The 26,096-nt window shown below is 63.5% G+C and carries 27 protein-coding genes; 7 read left to right on the top strand and 20 right to left on the bottom strand.

Annotated features, from left to right (window positions below; translation table 11 throughout):
- Positions 1-275 precede the first annotated feature (275 nt).
- The 4 genes from nrdE to AC1L34_RS01280 form a co-directional block, all read right to left on the bottom strand.
- Entirely contained in the window at positions 276-2,474 is a 2,199-nt protein-coding gene (gene nrdE, locus AC1L34_RS01295; RefSeq protein ID WP_480035052.1) for a class 1b ribonucleoside-diphosphate reductase subunit alpha, read from the bottom strand.
- Between the two features lie 80 nt (positions 2,475-2,554).
- Positions 2,555-3,031, bottom strand: a complete 477-nt coding sequence (nrdI, locus tag AC1L34_RS01290) for a class Ib ribonucleoside-diphosphate reductase assembly flavoprotein NrdI (RefSeq protein ID WP_480035051.1) — start codon at positions 3,029-3,031, stop codon at positions 2,555-2,557.
- 12 nt (positions 3,032-3,043) lie between these two features.
- Complete coding sequence (gene nrdH, locus AC1L34_RS01285; protein WP_480035050.1) at positions 3,044-3,277, bottom strand: glutaredoxin-like protein NrdH; 234 nt, start codon at positions 3,275-3,277, stop codon at positions 3,044-3,046.
- 513 nt (positions 3,278-3,790) lie between these two features.
- Positions 3,791-4,348, bottom strand: a complete 558-nt coding sequence (locus AC1L34_RS01280) for an NADPH-dependent FMN reductase (RefSeq protein WP_424296207.1) — start codon at positions 4,346-4,348, stop codon at positions 3,791-3,793.
- 195 nt (positions 4,349-4,543) lie between these two features.
- Here AC1L34_RS01280 and AC1L34_RS01275 point away from each other — a divergent pair, with 195 nt between their 5' ends.
- Positions 4,544-5,170, top strand: coding sequence for a TetR/AcrR family transcriptional regulator (locus tag AC1L34_RS01275; RefSeq protein WP_424296210.1), 627 nt, complete (start codon positions 4,544-4,546; stop codon positions 5,168-5,170).
- 44 nt (positions 5,171-5,214) lie between these two features.
- On the opposite strand, the gene eccB is transcribed toward AC1L34_RS01275, so the two are convergent.
- Positions 5,215-6,603 carry a type VII secretion protein EccB gene (eccB, locus tag AC1L34_RS01270; protein ID WP_480035049.1) on the bottom strand — a complete coding sequence of 463 codons (1,389 nt, stop codon included), beginning with the start codon at positions 6,601-6,603 and terminating at the stop codon, positions 5,215-5,217.
- Between the two features lie 246 nt (positions 6,604-6,849).
- Between eccB and AC1L34_RS01265 the strand changes: the two genes are divergently transcribed.
- Positions 6,850-8,022, top strand: coding sequence for a type VII secretion protein EccE (locus AC1L34_RS01265; protein WP_480035048.1), 1,173 nt, complete (start codon positions 6,850-6,852; stop codon positions 8,020-8,022).
- Positions 8,023-8,062: 40 nt separating this feature from the next.
- Here the strand turns inward: AC1L34_RS01265 and manA are convergent, their stop codons facing one another.
- From manA to AC1L34_RS01250, 3 genes are all read right to left on the bottom strand, one after another.
- A complete protein-coding gene (gene manA, locus AC1L34_RS01260) occupies positions 8,063-9,349 on the bottom strand; it encodes a mannose-6-phosphate isomerase, class I (RefSeq protein ID WP_424294489.1) in 1,287 nt (428 codons plus the stop codon).
- Positions 9,349-10,470: a hypothetical protein gene (locus tag AC1L34_RS01255; RefSeq protein WP_424294488.1), complete on the bottom strand. Its 1,122-nt coding sequence runs from the start codon at positions 10,468-10,470 to the stop codon at positions 9,349-9,351. Before AC1L34_RS01255 ends, manA begins: the two co-directional genes overlap by 1 nt.
- Before the next feature lie 99 nt (positions 10,471-10,569).
- Positions 10,570-10,998, bottom strand: coding sequence for a DUF3499 domain-containing protein (locus AC1L34_RS01250; protein WP_480035047.1), 429 nt, complete (start codon positions 10,996-10,998; stop codon positions 10,570-10,572).
- An 84-nt stretch (positions 10,999-11,082) separates the two neighbouring features.
- On the opposite strand from AC1L34_RS01250, the gene AC1L34_RS01245 reads away from it, so the two are divergent.
- The gene (locus AC1L34_RS01245) at positions 11,083-11,592 is read left to right on the top strand and encodes a metallopeptidase family protein (RefSeq protein WP_424294486.1); all 510 of its coding nucleotides are present in this window, start codon (positions 11,083-11,085) and stop codon (positions 11,590-11,592) included.
- A 150-nt stretch (positions 11,593-11,742) separates the two neighbouring features.
- Here the strand turns inward: AC1L34_RS01245 and AC1L34_RS01240 are convergent, their stop codons facing one another.
- The gene (locus AC1L34_RS01240; protein WP_424294491.1) at positions 11,743-11,979 is read right to left on the bottom strand and encodes a WhiB family transcriptional regulator; all 237 of its coding nucleotides are present in this window, start codon (positions 11,977-11,979) and stop codon (positions 11,743-11,745) included.
- A gap of 475 nt (positions 11,980-12,454) precedes the next feature.
- On the opposite strand from AC1L34_RS01240, the gene cofD reads away from it, so the two are divergent.
- The 3 genes from cofD to AC1L34_RS01225 are packed head-to-tail and all read left to right on the top strand — an operon-like array spanning position 12,455 to position 15,395.
- Entirely contained in the window at positions 12,455-13,459 is a 1,005-nt protein-coding gene (gene cofD, locus AC1L34_RS01235) for a 2-phospho-L-lactate transferase (protein WP_424323122.1), read from the top strand.
- Positions 13,429-14,814 carry a coenzyme F420-0:L-glutamate ligase gene (locus tag AC1L34_RS01230; protein WP_480035046.1) on the top strand — a complete coding sequence of 462 codons (1,386 nt, stop codon included), beginning with the start codon at positions 13,429-13,431 and terminating at the stop codon, positions 14,812-14,814. Before cofD ends, AC1L34_RS01230 begins: the two co-directional genes overlap by 31 nt.
- Before the next feature lie 5 nt (positions 14,815-14,819).
- On the top strand, positions 14,820-15,395 hold the full coding sequence (locus tag AC1L34_RS01225) for an NUDIX hydrolase (RefSeq protein WP_480035296.1): 576 nt from the start codon (positions 14,820-14,822) through the stop codon (positions 15,393-15,395).
- Between the two features lie 99 nt (positions 15,396-15,494).
- On the opposite strand, the gene glgC is transcribed toward AC1L34_RS01225, so the two are convergent.
- From glgC to AC1L34_RS01175, 10 genes are all read right to left on the bottom strand, one after another.
- Entirely contained in the window at positions 15,495-16,712 is a 1,218-nt protein-coding gene (gene glgC / locus AC1L34_RS01220) for a glucose-1-phosphate adenylyltransferase (protein WP_424325933.1), read from the bottom strand.
- A 44-nt stretch (positions 16,713-16,756) separates the two neighbouring features.
- Positions 16,757-17,536: a methyltransferase domain-containing protein gene (locus AC1L34_RS01215; protein ID WP_424322956.1), complete on the bottom strand. Its 780-nt coding sequence runs from the start codon at positions 17,534-17,536 to the stop codon at positions 16,757-16,759.
- 119 nt (positions 17,537-17,655) lie between these two features.
- The gene (locus AC1L34_RS01210) at positions 17,656-17,823 is read right to left on the bottom strand and encodes a DUF3117 domain-containing protein (protein WP_424294068.1); all 168 of its coding nucleotides are present in this window, start codon (positions 17,821-17,823) and stop codon (positions 17,656-17,658) included.
- A 185-nt stretch (positions 17,824-18,008) separates the two neighbouring features.
- A complete protein-coding gene (locus AC1L34_RS01205) occupies positions 18,009-18,374 on the bottom strand; it encodes a DivIVA domain-containing protein (RefSeq protein WP_424294069.1) in 366 nt (121 codons plus the stop codon).
- A gap of 4 nt (positions 18,375-18,378) precedes the next feature.
- Positions 18,379-19,386 (bottom strand): glucosyl-3-phosphoglycerate synthase, encoded by a 1,008-nt coding sequence (locus AC1L34_RS01200; RefSeq protein ID WP_424294070.1) that lies wholly within the window; start codon positions 19,384-19,386, stop codon positions 18,379-18,381.
- Positions 19,383-20,195, bottom strand: coding sequence for a dihydropteroate synthase (gene folP / locus AC1L34_RS01195; protein WP_480035295.1), 813 nt, complete (start codon positions 20,193-20,195; stop codon positions 19,383-19,385). Before folP ends, AC1L34_RS01200 begins: the two co-directional genes overlap by 4 nt.
- 127 nt (positions 20,196-20,322) lie before the next feature.
- The gene (locus tag AC1L34_RS01190) at positions 20,323-22,095 is read right to left on the bottom strand and encodes a long-chain-acyl-CoA synthetase (RefSeq protein WP_480035045.1); all 1,773 of its coding nucleotides are present in this window, start codon (positions 22,093-22,095) and stop codon (positions 20,323-20,325) included.
- Between the two features lie 41 nt (positions 22,096-22,136).
- Positions 22,137-22,673 carry an LOG family protein gene (locus AC1L34_RS01185; protein WP_480035044.1) on the bottom strand — a complete coding sequence of 179 codons (537 nt, stop codon included), beginning with the start codon at positions 22,671-22,673 and terminating at the stop codon, positions 22,137-22,139.
- Positions 22,670-23,497 (bottom strand): LOG family protein, encoded by an 828-nt coding sequence (locus AC1L34_RS01180; RefSeq protein ID WP_424293902.1) that lies wholly within the window; start codon positions 23,495-23,497, stop codon positions 22,670-22,672. The genes AC1L34_RS01185 and AC1L34_RS01180 overlap by 4 nt, the downstream gene beginning before the upstream one ends.
- A gap of 9 nt (positions 23,498-23,506) precedes the next feature.
- The gene (locus AC1L34_RS01175) at positions 23,507-24,007 is read right to left on the bottom strand and encodes a nitroreductase (RefSeq protein WP_480035043.1); all 501 of its coding nucleotides are present in this window, start codon (positions 24,005-24,007) and stop codon (positions 23,507-23,509) included.
- A 209-nt stretch (positions 24,008-24,216) separates the two neighbouring features.
- Between AC1L34_RS01175 and AC1L34_RS01170 the strand changes: the two genes are divergently transcribed.
- Complete coding sequence (locus AC1L34_RS01170; protein WP_424293725.1) at positions 24,217-24,930, top strand: TetR/AcrR family transcriptional regulator; 714 nt, start codon at positions 24,217-24,219, stop codon at positions 24,928-24,930.
- 3 nt (positions 24,931-24,933) lie between these two features.
- Here the strand turns inward: AC1L34_RS01170 and dapE are convergent, their stop codons facing one another.
- Positions 24,934-26,040 carry a succinyl-diaminopimelate desuccinylase gene (gene dapE / locus AC1L34_RS01165; RefSeq protein WP_424293724.1) on the bottom strand — a complete coding sequence of 369 codons (1,107 nt, stop codon included), beginning with the start codon at positions 26,038-26,040 and terminating at the stop codon, positions 24,934-24,936.
- Positions 26,041-26,096 lie beyond the last annotated feature (56 nt).

Below are 26,096 nucleotides of genomic sequence, written 5' to 3'. Positions count from 1 at the left end.
AAGTGCTTCTGCAAGCGAACCTCGACGTCCTTGCTCGTCTGGCCGATGTATCGGTACTCATAACTTGACCGCAATCGAATGCCGTAGACCACACCGCCGGGATTCTCCGCCATCTTCAGCCACCGATCATCGCTAGCAACAGGATTAGCAGTGAAGCTACGCCGAGGGTCTGACAATCTGACGCCGATGCAGCGAACGCCAATGTGGGACGCCAGTGGCCCCGCTCTTAATAAAGAGCGGGGCCACTGGAATTTAACTGTAACCGTGCGTCACACTCACAACATGCAGCTGACGCAACCCTCAATTTCAGTCCCCTCAAGCGCCATTTGGCGGAGGCGGATGTAGTACAGCGTCTTGATTCCCTTGCGCCACGCGTAGATCTGCGCCTTGTTGACGTCGCGCGTCGAAGCGGTGTCCTTGAAGAACAACGTCAGGCTCAGGCCCTGGTCGACGTGCTGAGTGGCGGCGGCGTAGGTGTCAATGACCTTCTCGTAGCCGATTTCGTAGGCATCCTCGTAGTACTCGAGGTTGTCGTTGGTCAGGTACGGCGCCGGGTAGTAGACGCGGCCGATCTTGCCTTCCTTGCGGATCTCCACCTTCGACGCGATCGGGTGGATCGAGCTCGTCGAGTGGTTGATGTAGCTGATCGAACCGGTCGGCGGGACAGCCTGCAGGTTCTGGTTGTAGATGCCGTGCTTCTGGACCGACGCCTTCAGCTCAACCCACTGCTCCTGCGTGGGGATCGCGATGCCAGCTTCGGCGAACATCTCGCGAACCTTGGCCGTGGCGGGCTCCCACACCTGATCGGTGTACTTGTCGAAGTACTCGCCGCTCGCATACTTGCTGTTCTCGAAGCCGGCGAAGGTGGTGCCGCGCTCCTTGGCAATCGCGTTCGACGCACGGATCGCGTGGTAGACGACCGTGTAGAAGTACATGTTCGTGAAGTCGATGCCCTCTTCGCTGCCGTAGAAGACTCGCTCGCGCGCCAGGTAACCGTGCAGGTTCATCTGGCCCAAACCGATCGCGTGACCTTCGTCGTTGGCGCGACGGATCGACGGCACCGAATCGATCGACGTCTGGTCGGCAACAGCGGTGAGGCCGCGGATCGCGGTTTCGATGCTGTGACCAAAGTCGGGCGAATCCATCGTCTTGGCGATGTTCATGGAACCGAGGTTGCACGAGATGTCGCGGCCGACATGGGAGTAGGTGAGGTCTTCGTTGAACTCCGACGGCGTCGAAACCTGTAGGATCTCCGAGCACAGGTTCGAGTGCGTGACCTTGCCCTCGATCGGGTTGGCGCGGTTCACCGTGTCCTCGAACATGATGTACGGGTAGCCCGACTCGAACTGCAGCTCGGCGAGGGTCTGGAAGAACTCGCGAGCCTTGATCTTGGACTTGCGGATCCGCTTGTCCTCGACCATTTCCTGGTACTTGTCGCTGACGTTGATGTCCGCGAACGGCACACCGTAGACGCGTTCGACGTCGTACGGGCTGAACAGGTACATGTCGTCGTTGTCTTTAGCGAGCTGGAACGTGATGTCCGGGATCACGACGCCGAGCGAGAGGGTCTTGATACGAATCTTCTCGTCCGCGTTCTCACGCTTGGTGTCGAGGAAGCGGTAGATGTCCGGGTGGTGCGCGTGCAGGTACACCGCGCCGGCACCCTGGCGGGCACCGAGCTGGTTGGCGTAGCTAAACGAGTCTTCCAGGAGCTTCATAATCGGAATGACGCCGGAGCTCTGGTTCTCGATCTTCTTGATCGGCGCACCGTGCTCGCGCACATTACTGAGCAGCAGGGCGACGCCGCCGCCGCGCTTGGACAGCTGCAGTGCGGAGTTGATGGAACGACCGATCGACTCCATGTTGTCTTCAATACGCAGCAGGAAGCACGAGACCGGCTCACCGCGCTGCTTCTTGCCCGAGTTCAAGAACGTCGGGGTCGCAGGCTGGAAACGGCCATCCATGATCTCGTCGACCAGGTTGCGGGCCAGCGCGGTATCGCCGTCGGCCAAGGTCAACGCGACCATGCAGACGCGGTCCTCGAAGCGTTCCAGGTAGCGCTTTCCGTCGAACGTCTTGAGCGTGTAGCTCGTGTAGTACTTGAACGCCCCGAGGAAGGTCGGGAAGCGGAACTTCTTGCCGTACGCGTGGCTGAACAGGAGCTTGACGAACTCGCGGTCGTACTTCGCGAGGACCTCGGGCTCGTAATAGTTTTCCTTGATCAGGTAGTCGAGCTTCTCGTCCAGATCATGGAAGAACACGGTGTTCTGATTGACGTGCTGCAGGAAGTACTGGCGTGCAGCTTCCTTGTCCTTCTCGAACTGAATGTTGCCGTCGGCGTCATACAGGTTGAGCATCGCGTTGAGCGCATGGAAGTCCAAATCGCCCGGCTCATGCCCGGCCGGTCCGGCATGGACCCCCGACTGGCTGGCCGAAATGGTGGACTGGCTGACAGAAACTGCGGTGGGCGACACTGCTTCTCCCTGGTGACACTGACGTGTTCGTCAGCAATTAATACGAGCGGATGGTGCTGGAGATTGTGGCGGGAGCGCCGTTAGGCGGCTCGGCCGGTGAACGCGGGACTTTGCGCAAACTGCGCGAGTCCCTCGGACACCCGTTCAACGTCTTCGGGGGTACCCATCAACTCGAAGCGGTACAGGAAAGGCACCTGGCACTTGTGCGACACAATGTCGCCGACCATGGCAAACTCCGCGCCGAAGTTCGTGTTGCCCGCGGCAATGACGCCCCGGATAAACGACCTGTTGTGCTCCACGTTGAGGAACTTGATGACTTGTTTCGGAACGTATCCCCCGCCGGCGTGTGCCGTGACGCTCCCCGCGCTAGTGATCTTGCCGCCACCGTAGGTGGGACTGATCAGAACGTAGGGTTCGTCGACTCGGAAGGATGACGTGTGATCTATGAGCGGGATTCGGACCGACCGGAGTCCCAGCTTTTGGACAAAACGATGCGTGTATTCCGACACCGACGAGAAGTAGACGATGAGCGGCACTGCGCTGCTATTCGCAGCCATTGGCTTGACGAATCAGGCTGCGTTTGCAGCGAGCGACTTGATGCGATCGGGACGGAAGCCCGACCAGTGCTCGTCGCCGTTCACGACAACGGGGGCCTGCAGGTAACCGAGAGCCATCACGTAGTCGCGGGCCTCATCGTCCTGGCTGATGTCCACGATGTTGTACTCCAGGCCAGCCTTATCGAGGGCCTTGTAGGTTGCGTTGCACTGAACGCAGGCGGGCTTGGTGTAAACGGTGATGGCCATCGTGACTCCCTTTGAGATGAGGATCAATTGCGAGCGAACTACTACAGATGTTCATGACCGGTATCCCTGCTCTGAAGCAGTGAATGACATCCGCGTAACTCTTGCGTCTGCCGTTCTCCCCCCGGACTCCTCAAACACTACACCTAGTGTCTGCGGTTTTCCTAGACCACAAGAACTTGTGAATAACATTCTTGAAACTCGCAGGTCGCGGGCGAGTTGTCCACAGGTGGGTCGGCGTGTCTTCAAACGCCCGGCGTGTCGTAAATTTGATCCCCAATCCATCCCCAACGCAGTCCCCAAAGCTGTCCCCAGGATTAGCGGGGGTAGTCCCCAGAATCATCCCCAAGCACTTCCAACGCCTCCCGAGTACAGCGGCAGGGCCGGCCATGGGATCGCCATGACCGGCCCTGCCGGTGGTCGTGCGCCGTCGATGGGGGTGCCCGCCTCCGACACAAATCAACCTCGTCCCGCGGCACCCACATGAGGCCCGCGGAAGAACTGCCCTGCGGAGAACTACACCGACACGGCTACGTGATCGCCGAGTACTCGCACAGCCAAGACAGTCTGCTCAACGATCGCCGGGGTATTCATGCCCGCATCGTCGAGGCCGCCCGTACTGATACCAATTTCCACATCTTCAACGACGCGAGCGCCAGCGACGGTCAGGGCGCGACGCGCCTCCTGCCGCGACCCCGCACCGCCACGGCCACCGAGTGCCGCACCAATCACTCCGGCTGGCTTGCCACTAAGTGCGCTGGCCTGGAACGGCCGCGACAGCCAGTCGATGGCATTCTTCAACACCGCGGGCATGGTCCCGTTGTATTCGGGAGTGACGATCAGGACCGCGTCCACCGATTCCACGTAGTCACGCAATGCGGTGACGGCGGCGGCCGTCAGCTCGGGCGTATCCAGGTCTTCGTTATAGAACGGCAGGTCTGCGAGACCGTCGACGACCGTCAAAGAGATTCCGTCAGGCGCATTGGCGACCGTGACCTCGGCGAGCGCACGGTTGTGTGAAGCCGCCCGCAGGCTGCCCACGAGGACCGCGATGTTGATGTTGCCTTCAGTCATGTACGACTTTCTCCTTGATGCATTGACGTCTTTGACGCTGTCGACTTTCAACACCTTGTACAAACGGACCAGGGTCCACAGCGATTCCCCGAAGTGGACGTGATGCTGCGCACTCGAAAGAATCGCTAGTCAACGGCACGCCGCACCAACCGAAGCACCAAACACGGCATCCGCGACATGAACTAAAGTCGGGGCATGATCTCCGACGGCCCCGGCCCCCTGGAACTGCATGTGGCGAATGCCCCGGCAGTGTCAGTAGAGCGCGCCGACGCCGCGCGGAATCGGCGTTTGCTCCTGGCTTCGGCGAAGTCGCTGATCGACAGCCAGGGGGCTGCTGCTGTCACGATGGAAGCTGTTGCACGCGCGGCCGGAGTCGGCAAGGGGACGGTGTTTCGCCGCTTCGGTAATCGGACCGGGTTGATGCTGGCCCTCTTGGATCATTCCGAGTCCGACTTGCAGCAGGCTTTCCTGTCGGGACCGGAACCGTTGGGGCCGGGTGCACCACCGCTTGAGCGACTAGTGGCATACGGTCGCGCACGCCTGCGAATGACCGTCAACCACCTCGATATTCTCATCGAGGCAGGCGCGGACCAGCACGACCACCTGTCGCACCCGGTGTGGACTATGTCGACAATGCATGTGCGCATGCTGCTCGCCGAGTTGGGTTTCGGCGGTCGCCTCGACGTCGTGACCCACGCTGTGCACGCTCCGCTGATGGCGCTGACCGTCCGCCACCTGCTCGAGGTTGTCGGCATGACGTACGACGAGATCGCCGAGGACTGGGAAACCATGGTCCGCAGGTTGGCGTTGGCATACCCGTGATCGCTGCCATTCGCGTGTCTCGGTGACGCTCTCCGACCGGCGGCTCAGCTGCCGTCGCGAGTCACTACCGCAGCTTCCCTGCTCAGTTCGACGCCCGCGGGCAGCAGGCCGATAATCGGCCACGGTGCGCGGACCGGATCCGACAATCCGAGAGTTTCGGCGGTCGCGGGACCGGCGATCGGGTATCGCACGCCTGCATCGCTGATGTAGACCGGTGCCGACGCCTGCACCGAGTTGGGTTCGATACCCGTGAGCAGGACGTGTTCCCCAGATCCAGGCGGTAGGTAGACCTGATCAAGCGCGGGTCCACGACCGTCGGCCGATGCCAACACAACCGGCCTCGCCCCCGTTGGCAGCGGGAGTCGTGAGGCAACCACCAGTTGCAAGGTGGCCGACCTGTCGTCCTGCTGGCGCGACCACCGGTGGCAGAGGACCGGCCACCGATCATCGACAAGGACGGGCGTCGCTTCCGGGAAGTGTCCGAGCGCGACGCTGTCGCGAACCGGTACCGACGCGAGCGCGCGCGGCGAGACACGACGGATGGCGTCACCGGCAGATGGATCAATCGAGCGCATCAGTTCGGCGGCCGGCGCCGACAGCGGTTGGACGCCGTCGGCCAATACCAGCCGAAATCGATCGATTCCGTCGACGCCGGCGGTCGCGATCACCGATCCCACCGGCATCCCGAGCACGCCCGGCTTATCGCGGTCGGCGACATCGGGGATGGTGAGGTCCGGCCGGACCGGGAGAGAATTGAGTAGTCCGATATCGATCGTGCGGGCCGTAGCTGACTCCAGTCCCAGCGCACGCAGCAATTCGACGCGACGCTGATCGACGCGGGCCCGCACCGGACCGACTGAAGCCGGTCCCGGCGCGGGGTAGATGAGCCATCGCTCCCCCGCCGATTCGACCAGTGCCGAGGCGCTGACTGTTGCGCCGGAACCCATCGCCCCGGCGATGATGGTCGTCCCCTCCGGTCCATCACACAGCGTCCACTGCGACTCCCCCGGCACCGCCGGCCCAGCGAGAGCGCCCGGGGCACCGGGTATTCCGACCGCAGCGCCGCGCGGATAGCGTGCCAGCGAAGCATCGCTGACATGCCGCACCGGGAGCGGTTGCCCCAGGATCAGCCGGGCCGACGCCAGGTTGGGCACCGGATGCATCACGTCGTCGACAAGGACGTACAGCGCACCGTTGTCAGCGGCGAGGATCTTGCCGTCACGGACGCTCGGCGCTGGCCTGATGAACCCGTAGATCCCAGCACCGGCCACGACGAGCACCGCCAGGATGATGCCCGCCATCAGGGACCGAGACTGTCCGCGCATCGGATCGTGCGCCATTCCCGCATCGCGGCGAACCAGTGCGTGCTCGGCTCGCGACAGCCCAAAGCGATAGCCGCTGACCTGTGCCCGCGTGGTGATATGTCGTGACATCAATCCCCCGATCAATTCCCCAGCATGGACACTAGCCGCGCGATAGCCTCATCTCGGGCCGGTTTCGAGAAGTTTGTCGCACCAGATTTCAGCTTCGGGGGGAGCACTATGACGCGAATGGTTGTGCGGAGAACTTCGCCACGCAGGGGGCATCGTCCCCAAACGCGTTCGGCTCCAGCACCGTTCGACGTTCCGTCGGAAGGCTCCCAGACTGGTTTTCGTCGCGAGACAGATTCGCTGGTAGCAGTGCTGGCAGTGACCCCGTCCGACCCGATTCCGATCGTCGTGGGCCAACCCCACGGAGCCGGTCAGCCCATCCTTCCCGCAGTGATCGCCACGATGGCCGCCCGCGATGTGGCACCGTGGTCCGTCGACATTGTTAGCCACACCATGGGGTGGTGGTCGGATGGTCCGGCAACTCGCGCGTACCGCAGTTTGCTGGGAGGTGTACCAATTGCCGCGCATCGCAGCGTCTACCTGATGGTTCGGATTCGACCCACCGATTTTCCCGACGCGGTCGCGCGACGCGGCGGCGATGGCCCCGGTGCGCTCCGCACCGCGCTGTGGTGCGTGCGGCGCCTGCGTAATCGTCTTTCCGAGAACGGCGTTCTGGCACGGCCGTTGAACGCCGCCGAGATTGCCGACCTCACCGCAAGCTTTGCGGACCGGTCCGGTGTCGACGGCTCGTCCACTTACGAATGGGTCGGTCGTGACCGCGACTCACTGGCCGCCCTGATCGCGGCCCCCGGCACCGTCGATGCCGCCTCGACGTCGCTCACCCTGCAGTTGGTTGGCGGCCCCGCTGGCCCACGACTGCGTGGAACAGTCCGTGACGGCGGCGGTCCGTCCGCCGCTCGGTCCGGCAACCACGACCTTCGACCGGTGACGGACGACGACCCCGGTTTCCTGACGCCCGAGCAGACCGCATCGCTCACGCACGTGGCACTTCCGGTCGCCGGTGATGGTCAGGTGATCGGGGCCGATCCTTCCGGTGCACCCGTCGCCTTTCGATTGGCTGGCCCCAACATCCCCCAAGCTCACGTGATCGGTGACGACACGTTGGTCCGTCAAGTGGTGGTGCGGCTCGCCGCGCTTGGAGTTCCGGTCGCTATCGCCTCCGACAACCCCCAGCGCTGGGAACGTCTGGCGATGGCTATCGGCGGCGGCTTGGTAACAATCGGGCAGCAGCGCCGACCGGCGCGGGTGCTGCTCGACGACACCGCGGCTGGCGAGGTCTCGGCACTACCGGGGTCGACGCTGCTCCGCAGGCACGCAGACACGTCGGCACTCACAGTTCCCGGACCACTACTTCGGCAGGATCCGACCACCGGGACCGTGGTCGTGCGGGGAGCGGATCGCTCGGCCACGGCACGACTGGTTTCCACGGCTGCGGAGCGAACCCTTACCGAGGTGGACTAGCGATGGGACTTGAGGCTGTGATCAATTCCCAGTGCCGCGATCAATTTCCGGCGCTGTGATCGATACCCGGAACTAGGGCCCGGAAGAAGACCGCCTTTGCCGACTCCGCGCGCACCAGAACGTCGGGGTCGCTGTCGGACAGCCAGACGGCATCGCCCGGCCCGGCGATAAGCCGGCTACCGTCGGCACCTTCCACCACGATGCGGCCGGACATCACCGACAGCATCTGCGGTCCCGGCATATCGAAGCTGATCGATTTCGCCGATTGCATCCCCGTACCGTCGAGTTCGATTCGGGACAGTCGGAATTCGGGTGCCGGGGTCAAATAAATTCGTTCGGCACCGAGGCCACGTACCTCGGGCATGAGCTGCTCCAAGGTGACGGGTCGAAAGTCGAGGACGCGGAGCAGTTCCGGGACGTCGATGTGCTTTGGGGTCAGTCCACCTCGTAGCACGTTGTCGGAGTTGGCCATCAATTCCACCGCCATGCCGTGCAGGTAAGCGTGGAGGTTTCCAGCCGACAGGTACACGCCTTCGCCGGGCTGCAGTCGAATGCGATTCAGCAGGAGTGAGGCGAGGACACCGGGATCGCCGGGGTAGGCCTCCCCAAGTTCGAGCAACGACCGCAGTTCCAACGTGAAGCGGCCGTCTCCCGAACCCAGGACCGAAATCGCGCCTTCCAGCACCGCGGGCACCAGAGTTCCGATGACCTTGTCCGGCAGCGTCAACCAGGTGGTGAAGACCGCACGCAGACCCGCTTCGTCGGGCTGCCCGATCAGCATCCCCAAATAGGGGTCCAACGCGGGTACGTCGAGCTGCTTCAATAGTTCGATCGTGACCAGTGGGTCGCGGAATCCGGTCAGGGCATCGAATTCGGTAATGGCGACGACGAGTTCTGGCTTATGCCAATCGTCGCGGTAATTCCGTTCGGGGTCATCCAGTGCCAGGCCAGCGGCATTCTCCCGAGCAAATCCGGCAATCGCCTGCTCCAGGCTTGGATGTGCCTGCAGGGAGAGGGGTTCCTGGGCAGCCAGAATCTTCAGCAGATACGGCAAACGGGGGCCGAACTCCGCAATGGTCGCGGTGCCCAGTTCGCCTGCCGGATCGGCATCGATCACCGTCAACAGATTGTCGGGGCAGTCGAGCGGCTCGGTGCCGTCTACCGGGTGTTCGACGCGGTCGCAGACACGTGCGGGCGATGCCGGGTGGGCACCGAACCACAGTTCCGCTTCGGGATGCGCAGAAGGACTCGGTGTGCCGCGCAACTCGGCGAGTGCGGTACGCGAACCCCACGCGTACGGTCGCACTACTCCAGTCAGCAGCTTCATCAGGCCGCTTCTCCTATCAATCGAATAAACACTGCCGCCAATTCGGCACGCAGCGCCAACACCAAGTACGCGGCGAGATCCGCTGGCGAATCAGTGCCTTGGTCGCCGTCCCCGTACGGTTCGGCGATTTCTGGTCCCCCGTCTTCGGCGGGCCGCTCGGCGAGGACATCGATGTCGCCGAAGGCCGCGACTCGCCGCTCGGTGGACCAGCGGCGTGCCGCAGTCGTGAATAGTATCCCGCGGACGCCGATAGTCTTCGGTTCGTCAAAGTCAGGGTCATAAAACAAGTCGTCGGTCGGTGCCGATCCGGAAGCCCCAAACCCTTCGCGCATGCGCCCGGTCAGCGTCACTTCCGGTGCCGACGGCGTCAAGACGCCAGCGACACTGAAGGCGACATCCGAGGCGTGCGTGGCTACCGCGACAGCACCGGGAGTGTCGCCGGACCAGACCGCAGACCGGCCCTGTACCCGCATAGCGAGCAACTTGGCTTGATTGTGAAAGCTCTCCTGCGACGGATGGTCGGCGGCGGCCTCGTCATCGAGCGTATCGGCCAACTCGGCGAGATCTGGCGGGGCAGGCGTCAAACGAACATCTGTCAGGCCCGCACAGACAGCGGTAAGGGCCGCAACCATACGGCAAAAGCCGAATCGGGGATCGACGACGAGTCGCGGTGTCAGGTCCACGATCGGCTGGTTGCCCACCGCGTCGAGCAGTGGTCCCTCAAGCGGCGCGACAACGACAACTTCCGCGCGTCGGCGAAGGGCCCGCATCGCCCCGTCGGTGAGCGCCCGGTCTCCGGCATCGTCACCGGCAAGCACCACGACGTCGAGCGGCCCGATCCAACCGGGCAGCGACGGCACCACAGCTAGCGGTGCGTCCAGACGTGGGGCAATGGTGGCATTCACCAATTCTGCTGCACGGCGGGCCGTCGCGGAGGACCCCGTCACGATGACAACGGCGCGGGGACGGAGGTCGGCAAGGCTGGCGAGCACGCCTTCCGATTGCGCTTGAGACACCGACCGCACGCCGGCTCCGGCCATTGCGGCAGCGCGGAGAAGCCCTTCGCGGTCGGCGGCCAGGAGACCGTCGACATCATCGAGGTCAGTAGTCAACGCAGACATGTTTCACAGCCTAGTAGTCACCCAGCGTTTGCGGACGTGAGCGCCCACAGAAGATCGCTACAGGAAAGATCGTTAGAGACGGAGGTTGACGAGGAACGGTCAGTCAACCGGATCGGGCAGCACACGCAGATGCCCACGGCGGCCCGGGAGCGGGGTAACTGCGGGAGCCGGAGTTGGCCGTGGCGCAGCGTGGTGGCGGCCGCGCGGCACGTCGTCGAAGTCGGGGCGCCCACGAAAACCAACGCTCGGAGCGAGCGAGTTGCCGCCCGCCTCACGGACTGCTTCGGCGAGTGCCGTCAGCTCTTGATCTTCTGCGGGCTGATTGAAACCGCTTTCGCTGCGGATCATCTCCCACCCGACGGGCACGGTGATGCGGTCGGCATGCTGGGAGCACATGTCCCACGAATGCGGTTCGTCGTTGGCCGAGAGCGGCCCAATGACCGCCGTTGATTCGGCATAGACGAACGTCAGAGTCGCCACAGCTATGCGAGAACAGCCGGGCCTGCAGCACTGACGAGGGACACTCACGCCCGCCAGCCTATCGCCTCACCCATCGCACCGGACAATCGACACGCGGACGCAGCCCGGGGCGCATGTCTTAGAGTGGGCGACATGGCCAATCGAGAAGCCCCGTCGCCGTCTGGGCACCACCTCCTCGGCCCGCCACCACGACGCCTCCGTGATCGTCGGGGGCGCGGCATCCGCGGCCAGCTGATCCCCGCATCACTGCCTGCCTACCGCACGCGTGCCGACCGATTCGATGCCGTCGTCGCCGAATCGTTCACCGAGATCGATGCGCGCTGGCATGACCACTTGACCGGACTGGATGTAGCTGTCGATGACATTCCGCGCATCCTGCCGCGCGGTGACCAACCCGTGCAGTGGCCCGACGACGTCACGGCCGACGGCCAGGTACCCCTAGCTAGGTTTATTCCCAAGGGTGTCGATTTGGCGGGCAATCCGACGCGGGCGCAGATCATCTTGTTCCGTCGGCCGCTGGAACTGCGCGCACACGACGCCGAAGAGCTCCCGGAGATCTTGCGGGAGGTCCTTATTGAGCAGGTCGCCGTCTATTTGGGGGTGGACGAAGAAACCATCGAGTCCGGCCCCGATAGCGATTAGAAATGACGAGGGCAATGGCCCCCGGCGCGAACTTTCTCGCCAATAGCGAGCAGACCCTTTCGCAGCGTGGCGACAGGGTCAATTGATTGAATGAATTGGCGGCAAAATCTAGTAATGGGCTGTCCCGCCCATTACTGCAATAGCGCTTGTTTAGACGATTCCACGCTTCAGGCGACGGCGCTCACGCTCGGAGAGGCCACCCCAAATTCCGAATCGCTCATCCTTATGGAGTGCATACTCCAAGCAATCGGCCTTTACTTCGCAGCCCTGGCAAATACGCTTGGCTTCGCGGGTTGACCCGCCCTTTTCCGGAAAAAATGCTTCCGGATCAGTTTGTGCGCAAAGCGCACGGTCTTGCCATTCTTCGTCCTCGATAGAACCGAACATTCCTTCGAAGTTGTCTTGCACCACCGACAAGTGGCGCCCCTCGAAGGGATAGCCGATCGGGTCTTCACCACCAATGGATTGAAAAGTCATCCGACACCTCCCAGCTCGCAGACTTAGTTACTTGCTTCCCCCGCCATAGAGAACCGAAATTCCCTATTGGCGTGTCTCGAATGAAACCTCAACGCGGTTCCCAGAGAGCTCGGGCTGGCGCGAGAATTCAAATGACACTGATGTGATTAGACACGTTCGGGGGCGCTTGGGTCAAGCGGAAGGCGAAGATTCCTTAGTACCACCAAGGTCCGACAAAACTGTGCCAGAAGTGCTAACCCCATAGTGGGCGGGCGTGTCGAGTTTCTCACCGATGGCGTGTCGGACGCCAACTACGACGTGAAATCGTGTCATCCGTTTGGCCCCTCGAATGCCCTGCCGACCGCCGTCGTGCGAGGGAGAAAGTCCGGTCACTACAGTGGTCGGTGTGAAGGTGACGGTACTGGTAGGCGGCGTGGGCGGCGCCCGATTTCTGCTCGGCGCACGTGAAGCGTTCGGGCGCACAGCATTTCCGCAACTAGCAGACGACCCCGAGACACCAAACTCGGTGACCGCGGTCGTCAACGTTGGCGACGACGCGTACATGCACGGCGTCAGAATCTGTCCCGATCTTGACACTTGCATGTACACGCTCGGCGGCGGAATCGACCCCGAACGAGGCTGGGGCCATAAGAACGAAACGTGGAACGCCAAGGAGGAGTTGGCCGCTTACGGAGCCGATCCCGATTGGTTCGGTCTCGGAGATCGCGACCTCGCAACACACCTGATTCGAACGCAAATGCTCGAGGCTGGCTTTAGCCTTACCGATGTCACGGCCGCCTTGAATCGCCGCTGGCAACCGGGCGTTCGACTGCTCCCCGCCAGCGACCAGCGTCACGAGACCCACGTTGTCATCGATAAGCCAGGAGGCGAGGAGGGCGAGCGAGTCGCAATCCACTTCCAGGAATGGTGGGTCCGGTACCGAGCCCAGGTGCCAACACACGGTTTCGCGCAAGTCGGGCTCGACGAGGTGAAACCCGGCCCCGAGGTCATCGAGGCCATTACCGGCGCGGACATCGTCCTGCTGGCGCCGAGCAATCCGGTCGTCAGCATTGGTGCCATCACCTCCGTTCCCGGCATTCGGGCGGCCCTGCGCACCACCGCTGCGCCCGTCGTCGGCATCAGTCCCGTCATCGACAACAAGCCGCTGCGAGGCATGGCCGACGAATGCCTTTCGGTCATCAACGTCGAGACCTCGGCGGAGGGCATTGCCAAGCACTACGGGGCGCGCAGCGGCAACGGCATACTCGACGGGTGGCTCATTGCCGACGGTGATCACGCGGAAGTCGACGGCATCGCCATCGGTACCGCTCCCCTGCTGATGACCGACCCGGCGGCCACCGCCGACATGATCCGCGCCGCATGCGCCCTGGTGGGAGTGATCACACCGTGACGACCATCGGCTCCGGCGATGACCATCGCGCCGTCGAAGGCTTGCAGATCCTGCCCGTCACCGGACTCGGCGAATTCGGGCCCGACAGTGACCTAGCCGCTGATCTCATCGCGGCCGCGCCGTGGATCGCCGACGGCGACGTACTGGTCGTCACCAGCAAGGTGTTTTCCAAAACCGAGGGTCGGATGGTCGCCGCGCCGACCGACCCCGAGGAGCGAGACGCTTTCCGACGCAAGCTGATCGACGACGAGACGGTCCGGGTGGTGGCTCGCCGCAATCGCACCCTTATTACCGCCAACCGGAACGGCCTCGTGCAGGCCGCCGCCGGCGTCGACGGTTCCAATGTGCGAACCGACCAGATTGCCCTGCTGCCGCTGGATCCAGATGCCAGCGCCGCAGCACTGCGGTCGCGCCTGGCCGCCGAGTTCGGCCTGTCGGTGGCTGTGATCGTCACTGACACGATGGGACGCGCCTGGCGCACCGGTCAGACCGATGTGGCGATTGGTGCCGCAGGGATCGCCGTGAGCCATGGCTACGACGGCATCGACGACGGCTATGGCAATACATTGATGGTGACCGACATCGCGATCGCCGACGAGCTCGCCGCGGCCGCCGATCTCGTCAAGGGCAAACTCGACGGAGTTCCCGTCGCCGTCGTCCGCGGAATGAAGCCGCGCGATGATGGGAGTGTCGCGCGCGACCTGGTGAGGGACCTCGACGACGATCTGTTCCGCCTCGGCGTCGAAGAGGCGATCGAACTCGGGCAACAGCAGGCGCTCCTGACTCGCCGATCGGTCCGCCGATTCCAAGACGGGCCTGTCTCCGACACGGTAATGCGGACGGCGTTCGCCGAAGCCCTCACCGCGCCGGCACCCCATCACACCCATCCCATCAAATTCGTGTGGCTGCGCGACAAGGAGCGGCGCCGTCGCCTCCTCGATGCGATGGGACAGGCCTGGCAGTCGGATTTGGCTGCCGACGACAAGACCCCCGAGTCGATCGCCAAGCGCGTACAGCGCGGCCAGATCTTGTACGACGCACCGGAACTCGTGGTGCCCGTCATGACTGGCGAAGGTATGCACACCTACCCGGACGAGCGGCGCAATGCGTGCGAGAACACCATGTTTACCGTCGCTGGCGGTGCCGCGGTCGCTGGCCTGCTGGTGGCATTGTCGGTTCGCGGAGTCGGCAGCTGCTGGGTTGGCTCGACGATCTTCGCCGCGGACGTCGTCTGCCGCGAGCTTGACCTTCCCGCGCAGTGGCAGCCGCTCGGCGCCGTCGCGATCGGCTACCCGGCCGACGAACTCGGACTGCGCGAGCCCGCCGATGCCAACGGCCTGGTGATCGAGCTGTGAGCGAGATTGATGCTGGGGTCCTGCACGCTGCGGCGGTCGAATCGCTGACCGGCTGGGCGGCGCCCGACGCTGACCAGGATTCGCTGCGTCACGCCTACCTCGCGTTCCTCGCCGCTGCCCCCGACGGGTGCCAACGCTCCTGCGCCGCGGGCCACTTGACGGGATCGGTCGCCGTCTTCACCGCTGACCTCAAGCATGTTCTGCTGACCTTGCATCCGCGGGTCGGCAAGTGGATTCAGCTCGGTGGGCATTGCGAACCCGGCGACCCCACGCTCGCCGCCGTCGCCCTTCGCGAGGGCCTGGAGGAGTCGGGACTGCCGTCGTTGCGGCTGTCGGAGGGCCCGGTGCAACTGCACACGCACCCGATTACGTGCTCACTGGGCGTTCCGACCCGACACTTGGACGTGCGTTTCGCCGCCGTCGCCGACCCCACGTCGGACGGCAGCCTTCCGCCGATTGTTCGCAGCGACGAGTCCGTCGACCTCGCCTGGTGGCCCGTCGACGACCTCCCCAGCAACATCGACACCGAATCGGTGCCCACCCTGGTGGCCCTGGGCGTCGCCGCCTTTACCCCGCACTAACGCCCTCCCCCATCGTTCTCGCATGATGCGTCGATTCCCGCACTATGTCTGACATAGTGCGGAAATCGACGCATCATGCGAGAACGGCAGGCGGGGCGGTTACTCTACGACGACGTTCTTGCCGACGGCGACGATGCCGCCGGGCGAGACTATGTGTTGCTTGCGGTCGTGGTCCAGGTCGACGCCGAGTTGGCCACCGTCGGCGATTCGAACGTTCTTGTCGAGGATCGCGTTGCGGACCACGGCGTTGCGGCCGATGCGCACACCCGGCATCAGGACGCTGCCTTGAACAACCGCGCCTTCGTCGACGAAGACGTTATTAAACAACACCGAACCGTGCACGGTGGCTCCCGCGACAATGGTTCCCGCACCGACCACCGAGTCGTTGGCGGTGCCGCCTCGCACAAACTTGGCGGGCGGTAGGTGGCTTGTCTCGCCGCGAATCGGCCAGCGCTTGTTGTACAGGTTGAATACCGGATTCTCCGACACCAGGTCCATGTGGGCGTCGTAGAAGGCGTCGATGGTGCCCACGTCGCGCCAGTAGCCGCGATCGCGGTCCAGGCTACCGGGCACCACGTTGTCGTCGAAGTCGTACACGTAGGCCTCACCGCGAGCCACGAAGGCCGGGATGATGTCGCCACCCATGTCATGGTCCGAATCGCCATCCGCGGCATCGGCTTTCAACGCTTCCACGAGCGCATCGGCGGTGAAAACATAATTGCCCATCGACGCGAACGTGACGTCGGGATCATCGGGGGTACCCGGCGGATCGGCAGGCTTCTCCACAAACTCGGTGATCTTGCCGTCGTCGTCGGAGTCGATACAGCCAAAAGCCACCGCCTCGCGACGCGGGACTCGAATACCGGCGACGGTGACCGCAGCGCCGGACGCGATGTGCGCGTCAACCATCTGCGACGGATCCATCCGATAGACGTGATCGGCACCAAAGACGACGATGTAGTCGGGCTCTTCGTCGTAGATGAGGTTCATCGACTGATAGATGGCGTCGGCGCTGCCGGTGTACCAGCGCGGGCCGAGCCGCTGCTGTGCCGGCACGGGGGTAATGAACTCGCCCTGGAACCCGGACGACCACCAGGTCTGCGAGATGTGCTTGTCGAGCGAATGCGACTTGTACTGCGTCAGAACGCAAATCCGTTCGTACCCGCCATTGACGAGGTTCGACAGCACAAAGTCGATCAGCCGATAAGACCCGCCGAACGGGACTGCGGGCTTGGCCCGGTCCATTGTCAATGGATAGAGCCGCTTGCCTTCACCGCCAGCGAGGACGATTCCGAGAACATGCGGTTGTGATCTCACGCCTCAAACATATCCGCCCGACGCCGGACCGACCAGCCGGCACCCTAAATGCGCTGGGCAACAGTGACATTGACATCCAATCTGGCACGCACCGAACCCCCTGCCGCCAGCGCCGCTGCGGCAGCGGCCAACTCCTCGTGGGTGCGGTGGAACGCCGCTGGCCCCATCGCCGCCACATTCAGGAGCGCAGTTTCGTCAAACTCAACCTCCGCGCGTACGACGGTGGTCTGCGGGGAGGTGAAATCGGCAGCCAATTCGTGGCCGATCCGGGCAGCCTTGGCCTCGCCGACAGCCAGCATGCGCATGGGGGCCAGGATTTCGGCCAGATGGGCGGGCCGGGGCGTCACAATCACCCATTGGCCGCCGGGGCGGAGCACCCGCGCGGTCTCGGCCGCATTGCGCGGCGCAAACACCGACAAGACGGTGTCGACAACGCCGTCCTGCAACGGTAGTCCGGCCCAAAGATCAGCAACGACCGACACGGCCCGCGGATGTCGTTTGGCGGCACTACGCGCGCAGTACTTGGAAAGGTCTAGACCGATCCCGATGGGCCCGGATTCGCTGCCGCTATGCTCTGCGGCCACGTCAAGCGCGGCCGCCAGGTACTGCCCGGGCCCGCCGCCAGCATCGACAATCACCTTCGACGACGCGCACGTCTGTGCAACAGCGGCCACAATCGGGGCATACAGGCCAGCGTCAAAAATCGCATTGCGGGAGGCGACCATCGCTGCCGTATCGGACCGGTGAACGGTGCCCTTCCCGGTCAGCAGCGAGACGTAGCCTTGGCGGGCGACGTCGAAAACATGGCCTTCGGTACATTCCAGCGAGGCACCGCATGGCGACAGACCGCCGGAACAGACCGGACAGGCCAGAAAGCCGGCCGCCTCAGCGAACCGCTGCCCCGGCGGGGGCGGGGGTTGCTGATGCGAACCGGCACTCTGAATCAGGCGGTAACGTCGCGCAGGGCCTCGCCGAGCGCCGACGCCTCTTCATCGTTCAGCTCGACAACCAGGCGTCCGCCTCCGTCGATCGGGATCCGAACGACGATCCCACGTCCTTCCTTGACCGCTTCGAGCGGGCCGTCCCCCATACGTGGCTTCATCGCCGCCATCTGTCGTGCTCCCTTCAATGGAACTTCACGAAATTCCCCCTAATGATACGTGGCGCACAGGTATGCATTGCGCGCAGTCCGACTGGGACACACATAAGTTCGCTCATGGAGCAAACCTCAGTTCGCTGACGGCACGTACGTAACTTCGCTGATGGAAGCGCCCGTCGCACGGGGAATCGCGGGGATCAAGATCCCTTCGGCTGCCCTGTTTGTGCATCAAACACGGGCATCGGCCCGGTCTGAGCACTTGCCGAATCAACCTCATCGCGAGCCTGCAAGTCTTGTACGACCGCCCGCAGTTCATCGATCTCGCGCGCTAGTTTCTCGATGGTCCAATCGACTTCGGAAACCTTGTATCCGCGGAACGCCTGCTGGAAGAGCACTGCCCGCGCATCGTCGCCGGTAATTCCGGCATAGGGGAGGCGCGTGAGCGTCGTCCCCTTGTCAACCGGCGGCAGATCTTCGCCGCGACCGAATACAAACCACACCACCGCGAAGATGAGCGCGACCATCAAGGCCACACCCATAACGTAAAGCCCGATCGTCACCATGGTTCTACGGTAGCGAGATGTTCGCCGGATGGCCGAGATCGAGGTCGGCAATGGCCGGTCGTTCGCCCTGTTGCAGTTCGGTGGTGTGCGGGGTGAAGCCGCCGTCGGGTTCGACGTCGAACTGGGTGAGTCCGACACCCGAGTCCTCAATGCCACACCGCTGTAGCAGCGTCGCAACAATCTGCCTGCTCATGACGGCAAGTTCGGCCAGCGGCCGGTTCCGGTGTCGACGGACGCCCAGGTTGACCTGCCCAATTCCGTCGAGCCCGTAACGGTCGTATGTGTCGATCAGGAGACCGATCTCCACTCCGTAGCCGGGCGCGAACGGCACCGACGCCAGTAGTTCGCGGGTGCCTGCATACTCGCCACCGAGCGGCTGACAAACATCCCCGAGTTCCGGCTTGAGGGCGGTGAGGAGCGGTCGGGCAAGGAGTTCCGTGACGCGTCCTCCCCCACCCGGTTCCTGCGTGGTGCCGGTCCGAAGCGGCCGTCGGTAGTAGCCCTTCACCAGGTGAATATCGGGGTCGGCGAGTAGCGGTCCGATCATCTTCGGGACAAACATCGGGTCCGGGTCGATCAGATCCGAGTCGACAAAGGCGATCACGTCACCGGTGGTCGCGGCGATCGACCGCCACAGGACTTCCCCCTTCCCCGGAACCGGTTCCAGTCCGGGGATGGCTTCTTCGCGACTAATGACGCGCGCCCCCGCAGCCTGGGCGTGTTCCACAGTCCGGTCGGTGCTTCCCGAGTCCAAGACAATCAGTTCGTCGACGAGAGTCCCGACGAGCGGCATGATCGTCGCAATCACCCCGCCGACGGTCGCTTCTTCGTTGAGGGCGGGGAGCACAACGGAGACGGTGCGCCCGTTCTTGGCGGCAACCAGGTCGGCAACATCCCACGCCGGGCGGTCCCAGGTGCGAGGCGAGCGGAGCGACGGGTACTCCGGGTGGGACCAATGCGCTTCTCCTTCACCCCGATCCACCCAGGGTGCCCCTTCGTGGCCGGGGTTCATGCCAGCCCCCGAATGGTGCGGGCGGGCGCTCGGGTCCCGGCAATCGAGGCGACCATGTCAACAACGCGGCGCGTATCGGCGACCTCGTGGACGCGGAACATACGGGCACCTGCGGCCGCGGCGAGCGCCGTCGCGGCAAGGGTGCCAGCGACCCGGTCCTCGAGATCGGCGTTCAACGTCTCGCCGATGAAGTCCTTGTTGCTCAACGCCATCAGGACCGGCCATCCGGTGTCGACAAGACGATCGAGGTGGCGCAGCAGGGCCAAGCCGTGGTGCGTGTTCTTCCCGAAATCGTGCGTCGGATCAATCAGAATGCCGTCTTCGCGGACACCGGCGTCGAGGGCGCGCTGCGCGGCCGTCGTAACCTCGGTGACCACATCGGCGACGACATCGTCGTAGGCCACACGATGGGGGCGAGTGCGGACCCGCGCGCCACCGGTGTGGGAGCACACGATGCCCACGCCGTTGCGGGCGGCAACTGCCACCAGTTTGGGGTCGACGCCCGCCCACGTGTCGTTGATGAGATCGGCACCGGCAGCGCATGCCGCTTCGGCGACCTCGGCCCGCCAGGTATCGACACTGATCAAGATGTCTGGATGCGTGGCCCGAATCCAAGCGATCATTGGGACCACACGCTCGGCTTCCATCGCCGCATCAACTTCGGCACCGGGGCCAGCCTTGACTCCGCCAACGTCGATCATGTCCGCGCCCTGCGACACCACTTCATCGATGCGCGCCTTGGCGGCATCGTCGGAAAATGTGGCGCCACGGTCGTAAAACGAGTCGGGCGTGCGGTTGACTATGGCCATCACCAGGGCGCGGTCAACGGCTACGGGCCGGCCGCAGAGGGTCGTGGCCGGACGGGCAGTGCTCACGGTCCCAGCCTACGGGTCGTGTGGGATCGGCTAGTCGCCGGTCCCATCACGCCGGGACATCTCAGCGAGGAGCCTTCGCCGCAGCCACGTCCGCGGCGTAACCGTCATAGAACGGCACATAGCCGTCATTACGGCCCGCTAAAACCCACAGTTCGTCGTCGCCGACGCTAGTGAAAGCCTCCTCGCGCAGTTCCACCTTGCGATTCTTGAACGTTGACGTCGCCTCGATCGCCGAAACGAACCGGACAAACAACGGCATCGCGTACGCCGGAAGCGTCCGGTAAAGATGATCGGCCAGCTTCTTGGGATCCAGCACGGCACCGTCTCGCATTTCGACAGCGACCATTCCGGCTCGACCGTCGCAGCCTGCGACTTCAACGCCGTACGCCACGGTCTGCTCAACGCCGCCGGCACCGTCGACAGCCGCTTCAACTTCGGTGGTCGCCACGTTCTCCCCCTTCCAACGGAAGGTGTCCCCGAGTCGGTCGACAAAGGCAATGTGCCGGAAACCCAACTCGCGGACGAGGTCACCGGAGTTGAAGTACGCGTCGGCATCCTTGAACGCGTCGCGAATGATCTTCTTCTCGGTGTCGGACTCATCGGTGTAGCCGTCCACGGGGACGCGGTCACTGATCTCGGAGATCAACAGGCCTGGTTCGCCCTTGCTGACCCGGTTGAGTCGCCCTTTGGCGTCGCGCTTGGGGTTGCCATCCATGTCGTATTCGACGACTTTGTACGGCAGCGGGCAAAAGCCCACGGTGTGCTTCACATCGAAGGCGTTCACAAACGCGAGGTTGAGTTCGCTCGCCCCGTAGAATTCGACGACGCGGTCGATGCCGAAGCGGTCGGTGAATTCATCCCAGATTTCCGGGCGCATGCCGTTGCCGACGATGACGCGCACCGAATGCTGTCGGTCGGTCGGCTTTGCGGGCTGCGCCAGCAGGTAGCGGCAAAGTTCGCCGATGTAGCAGAACGATGTCGCCCGGTTCAGGATCACTTCGTCCCAGAAGCGCGACGCCGAAAACTGTTTGCTGATCGCAATGCAGGCACCGCCGGAGAGGACCGCGCCGAGCGAAACTGAGAGCGCATTGTTGTGATAGAGCGGCAGCGCGACGTACATGGTGTCCGATGGACGCAGGCGCACGGCCAGGCCGCCGATACCGCTGTAGTTTGCCAACCACCGGTTGTGGCTCATGACGCTGGCCTTGGGGAGACCCGTGGTCCCCGAGGTGAAGATGTAGAAAGCGGTGGTGGAAGCAGGCAGGTCCTTGGTGACCGCCGGGTTACTGTCGGATTTACCTGCGGCCTCCTCGTCGAGAGCCGTGAAGTCGAGCACATTGCTCGGCAGTCGTTCGGGGCTAATTGACTCGAAAGCGTCGGTAACCTCGGGGTCGTAGATCAGAGCGGCACCGTCGAGCAACTTCATGCTGTGGTCAATGACTTCGCCGCGCTGGTTGTAGTTCAGCATGCCCGCGACCGCGCCGAGTTTGACCGTCGCCAGGATCAGCATCAGATCGGTGGGGTTGTTCTTCGACAGAATCCCGACCACGTCGCCGGTCCCCACGCCACGATCGGCTAGGACTGCCGCGTACCGGTTAACTTGGCGGTTCGCTTCACCATAGGTGATTGACTCGCCGTTCCAGCGGATGAACGGGCGGTCGGGATGCTTCTCGGCGAGGTTGGCAAAAATTTGCCCAATGGTTCGCTTGGCCGTAGCCGATCGAATCACGAGCCCGGGCGCGTGGCGAGCCATGGATGGCAGGTCAGGCACCATTTTGATGGCCCCGCGCACCATGTCGGTGACGCCGATTTTTTGGGGGGCGGTGGTACTCATCGATGCCTCACTTTTGATTTCTGCCATTGAACGACGTCACCTTACCCGTTGGTTAGATAGGTCATTGCGTCACCCACGGTTACACATACTTTGAGCTTGCTGAGCGCCCGATCCGCGACGAACCCTTTCGACCGCAGCACCTCGAGCCAGTCAATGAGCGGGTCGTAAAAGCCGTCGTAATTAAGCAACACGATCGGCTTGTCGTGCACGTGGAGATAGGCACCCGTCCAGGTTTCGAACAGTTCCTCAAACGTGCCGATACCGCCCGGCAAGGCAATGAAGCCGTCGGACATCTCGTCCATTAACCGCTTTCGCTCGCGCATGGTGTCGGTGACGATCAACTCGTCGGACCCAAGGTCGGCGACTTCCTGGTTCATCAAGTGTTCGGGGATGATGCCGATGGTGCGACCACCCGCGGCGCGGGTGGCCTGCGCGAGCGCCCCCATCATCGAAATGTTTCCGCCGCCCGACACCAGCGTGTGTCCGTCAGCAGCGATCGCCCGACCCGTCTCGGCGGCCAGGTCCAGGAACTCTTGATCGACCGGACCGGACGCGCAATAGACACAGATTGCCTTCATCCGCGAGCAGCCTTCACGACGATCTCGACGGCCTCGGCGGGTGTATCAACCAGGTGCAGGAGGTCGACGTCTCCGGGCGAGACCTTGCCCTCGGCCTCGAGGGTATTGCGCAGCCAATCCACCAGCGGACCCCAGAATTCCTTGCCGATCAACACGATCGGGAACTGCAAGACCTTTTCCGTCTGCACCAAGGTGACGGCCTCGAACAACTCATCGAGGGTGCCAAATCCGCCGGGCAGACAGATGAAGGCCTGGGCGTATTTGACGAACATTGTCTTCCGCACGAAAAAGTAGCGAAAGTTCATGGTCAGCGTGACCCACGGGTTGGTGTGCTGTTCAAACGGCAGTTCAATGTTGAGCCCGATCGATTCCGCCCCCGCTTCGTAAGCACCGCGGTTGGTTGCTTCCATCGCGCCGGGACCGCCTCCGGTAATGACGGCGAAGCCCTCGTGACCGAGTCGTCGGCCCACCTCCCGGGCCAACTCGTATTCGGGTGTCCGCTCTTGGACCCGTGCCGACCCGAAGACGGTGACGGCCTCGGCTATGCCTTCAAGGGCATCAAAACCGGACACAAACTCCGATTGGATGCGCTGCACGCGCCACGAATCGCGAATCATGCGCTGCTCGGCACGGCGCGGGTCGCGCGGGTCAATCCATTCCAGCAGTCGTCGGTCCGACGGGACTACTTCCGCACCGGCCTCCAATCGAACCTGAGCGGGGCCCAGATTTCGGACGCAACCGTCGTTGGGATCCGGGGTGTCCGACCGCCAGATTGGGGTGTCGGGCAGCGGATGGGAATTGTCGGATACAGAACGGTCAGTCATCCCGCGAGACTAGCAACCAGCGGGCTCCTGAGCAGGACCACGACACTGGTGACCGACCGATCGGCACTCGAAAATGGGGAATTGTGCCAGCGCCGCCGCCAGGTCCTCGTTGGACGACGATGCCGATAGGCCATTGACGAAGGCCGACACCTGCCAGCCCCAGCGCGCGAGGTAGGTGCGCAGGAGGTCGATGCGGCGGTCGTCGGTGATCTCGATGAGTTCGACCGCCTCGCTCGTATGTCGCCTCCGTAGGACTGCGGTCTGCCCGGCCCGAACGTTCCGTACCCATTGCGTCTGGCCGCGTGGCGACAGCAAGTAGCGGGAACCATTGACCTCCATAACGTTGACCGGCCGACCAGTGACTCGGCCCGAGGTCCGCCCGGCAACCAGCAATTCATGGCAGGCAGCCGGCCCGATGCCGAATCTGGCCAGACCGCCGACTATCGCGTTCGAGATCCGCAGCAGTCGACTGTCGGTGTGGGCGGGTGCATGATTCGTGGCTCGGGACATTTGAATCCTCCGTAAGCGGTAGGTCGGGAACAGCGCGAGCATCGCGAACGTCGTCCCCAGTATTCGAGAACAGTGTTCTCATTTGATTAAAGGTTAATTGCGTTGCCGCCTTTAATCAAGAACACTGTTCTTGAATTTTGGGATTCTGTCGGTGCCGCATGCGACGATGACCAAAGAATCCCCAAGAGCACATGACCCCGGAGGTAGCGGTGACAACCGAAGCCCCTGATCCCCCCGACAACGTCGGATTGCGCGCCCGCAACCGAGCGGCGATCGAAGCCCGCCTCCGCGAGGTCGGACGCCAACACCTCGCCGAGCACGGTGCCGCAGCCCTGTCGTTGCGCGCCGTCGCCCGCGACATGAACATCGCGCCCTCGGCGCTCTACCGATATGTCGCGAACCGCGACGACCTACTGACCGTCCTGATTGTCGACGCCTACGACGATCTCGCCGACGCCATCGAAAGCGCCGTTGCCCGACACCAAACCGCTCGAACTCGATTCGTGGCGTTCTCGATCGCACTGCGCGACTGGGCATTACGCAATCGAAGCGAGTACGCGCTGGTGTATGGATCCCCGGTACCTGGCTATCGCGCCCCCGCCGAGCAGACGAACCCAGCGGGCGAACGTCCACTCATGGCGCTGGCGTCGATCGTCGCCGACCTCGATTCAGTGCCGGTAATCCGCGGCACGCGGTCACCGGTTCAGACCAGCGCCGCCAATGCCCTGCACGCGTTGCTCGACGATCCGGCAGTACCCGCCATGGCCGATCCGGTCGTCGTTGCGCGTGTCATCACCGTGTGGAACCTGCTTATCGGCGCCATCTCAAGTGAACTATTTGAGCAACTTGGCCCGGTCACCGATAATCCCGCAGCGGTGTTCGCGGGCGTCGCAGACCTCTGTGCGGCGCTGATATTCGGGTAAGGCTCAAGCCCCCGCGAGGTAGTCGCGCAAAATCTCCGTGACCTCAGTGATCTGCTCGACGGGCACCCGCTCATCAACGCGGTGCGCCAAGCTCGGGTCACCGGGTCCAAGGTTGACGGCCGGAATACCGAGCGCAGCAAAGCGAGAAACATCCGTCCAGCCATACTTGGCACGGAAACGTCCGCCAGCCGCATCGACCAGTTTCGCCGCGGCCGGATTCGCCAACCCCGGAAGCGCACCCGCCGCCGAATCAGTAACCTGCGCGGTCACCTGCCCACCGGCGAGCTCTGCCGCGAAAACCTCTTCGACGTGCGCGAACGCCTGCGCTTCCGAGCGGTCGGGAGCGAAACGAAAGTTCACGTCCACGTACACCTCGTCGGGAATCACGTTGCCCGCGACGCCGCCGTGAATACCCACCGCAGAGAGCCCCTCGCGGTACTCACAGCCATCGATATCGACGCGACGCGGTTGGTACTCGCTCAGGGTGGTCAGCAGACGGCCCAGCTTGTGAATCGCATTGTCGCCCATCCACGCTCGCGCCGAATGCGCCCGTGTGCCGGTCGCCGTGAACCGGACGCGCAGCGTTCCCTGGCAGCCAGCTTCAATCTGGCCGGCGGTCGGCTCCCCAAGGATCGCGACATCTCCCTCAAGCCAACCGGGCAGATCCCGCTCAATGGTGCCCAACCCGTTGAACTCGGCCGCAATCTCTTCGCAGTCGTAGAAGATCAGCGTCAGATCGTGCGCGGGATCGGCCAACGTGGCCGCCAAGTGAAGGAAAACCGCATCGCCGGATTTCATGTCGACGGTGCCGCACCCGTGCAGCACGTCACCTTCTTCATCGGTCATGGTGCGTCGGGATGGCACGTTGTCGACGATGGGCACGGTGTCGAGGTGCCCGGCCAAGATCACGCGCGTCGGCCGACCCCGATTGGTCCGCGCCAGGACGCAATTGCCATGCCGAACAATCTCGAAACCGTCCGTCTGCGCTCGCAGCGCCTGCTCGACGACATCGGCGATCAGCCCTTCGTCGCGGCTCACACTGGGCAAATCGACCAGGGCAGCGGTCAGTTCGATGGGATCGGCGGTCAGATCCAGGCTCGGGATACTCACAATGACCCATCGTAGGAGGAATTCATCGCACAGGTTTGCCCGCCTCGGCACCTTTC

The organism is Gordonia sp. 34D (genome assembly GCF_056682775.1).
The sequence above is the reverse complement of the archived record's forward strand: the minus strand, read 5'-3'. Positions and strand labels throughout refer to the sequence as shown.

Coding starts and splice junctions, on each gene's coding strand:
- AC1L34_RS01200 (WP_424294070.1), bottom strand. CDS start 19,386: ATGAACCCCGGCCACGAAGGGGCACCCTGGGTGGATCGGGGTGAAGGA.
- AC1L34_RS01280 (WP_424296207.1), bottom strand. CDS start 4,348: ATGACTGAAGGCAACATCAACATCGCGGTCCTCGTGGGCAGCCTGCGG.
- AC1L34_RS01255 (WP_424294488.1), bottom strand. CDS start 10,470: ATGTCTGCGTTGACTACTGACCTCGATGATGTCGACGGTCTCCTGGCC.
- manA (WP_424294489.1), bottom strand. CDS start 9,349: ATGAAGCTGCTGACTGGAGTAGTGCGACCGTACGCGTGGGGTTCGCGT.
- AC1L34_RS01175 (WP_480035043.1), bottom strand. CDS start 24,007: ATGTCCCGAGCCACGAATCATGCACCCGCCCACACCGACAGTCGACTG.
- AC1L34_RS01210 (WP_424294068.1), bottom strand. CDS start 17,823: ATGGCGGCGATGAAGCCACGTATGGGGGACGGCCCGCTCGAAGCGGTC.
- AC1L34_RS01240 (WP_424294491.1), bottom strand. CDS start 11,979: ATGTTCGGTTCTATCGAGGACGAAGAATGGCAAGACCGTGCGCTTTGC.
- nrdH (WP_480035050.1), bottom strand. CDS start 3,277: ATGGCCATCACCGTTTACACCAAGCCCGCCTGCGTTCAGTGCAACGCA.
- AC1L34_RS01185 (WP_480035044.1), bottom strand. CDS start 22,673: ATGAAGGCAATCTGTGTCTATTGCGCGTCCGGTCCGGTCGATCAAGAG.
- AC1L34_RS01230 (WP_480035046.1), top strand. CDS start 13,429: ATGCGCCCTGGTGGGAGTGATCACACCGTGACGACCATCGGCTCCGGC.
- AC1L34_RS01245 (WP_424294486.1), top strand. CDS start 11,083: ATGGCCAATCGAGAAGCCCCGTCGCCGTCTGGGCACCACCTCCTCGGC.
- nrdI (WP_480035051.1), bottom strand. CDS start 3,031: ATGGCTGCGAATAGCAGCGCAGTGCCGCTCATCGTCTACTTCTCGTCG.
- AC1L34_RS01190 (WP_480035045.1), bottom strand. CDS start 22,095: ATGAGTACCACCGCCCCCCAAAAAATCGGCGTCACCGACATGGTGCGC.
- AC1L34_RS01205 (WP_424294069.1), bottom strand. CDS start 18,374: ATGGTGACGATCGGGCTTTACGTTATGGGTGTGGCCTTGATGGTCGCG.
- AC1L34_RS01275 (WP_424296210.1), top strand. CDS start 4,544: ATGATCTCCGACGGCCCCGGCCCCCTGGAACTGCATGTGGCGAATGCC.
- eccB (WP_480035049.1), bottom strand. CDS start 6,603: ATGTCACGACATATCACCACGCGGGCACAGGTCAGCGGCTATCGCTTT.
- folP (WP_480035295.1), bottom strand. CDS start 20,195: ATGGCCATAGTCAACCGCACGCCCGACTCGTTTTACGACCGTGGCGCC.
- AC1L34_RS01180 (WP_424293902.1), bottom strand. CDS start 23,497: ATGACTGACCGTTCTGTATCCGACAATTCCCATCCGCTGCCCGACACC.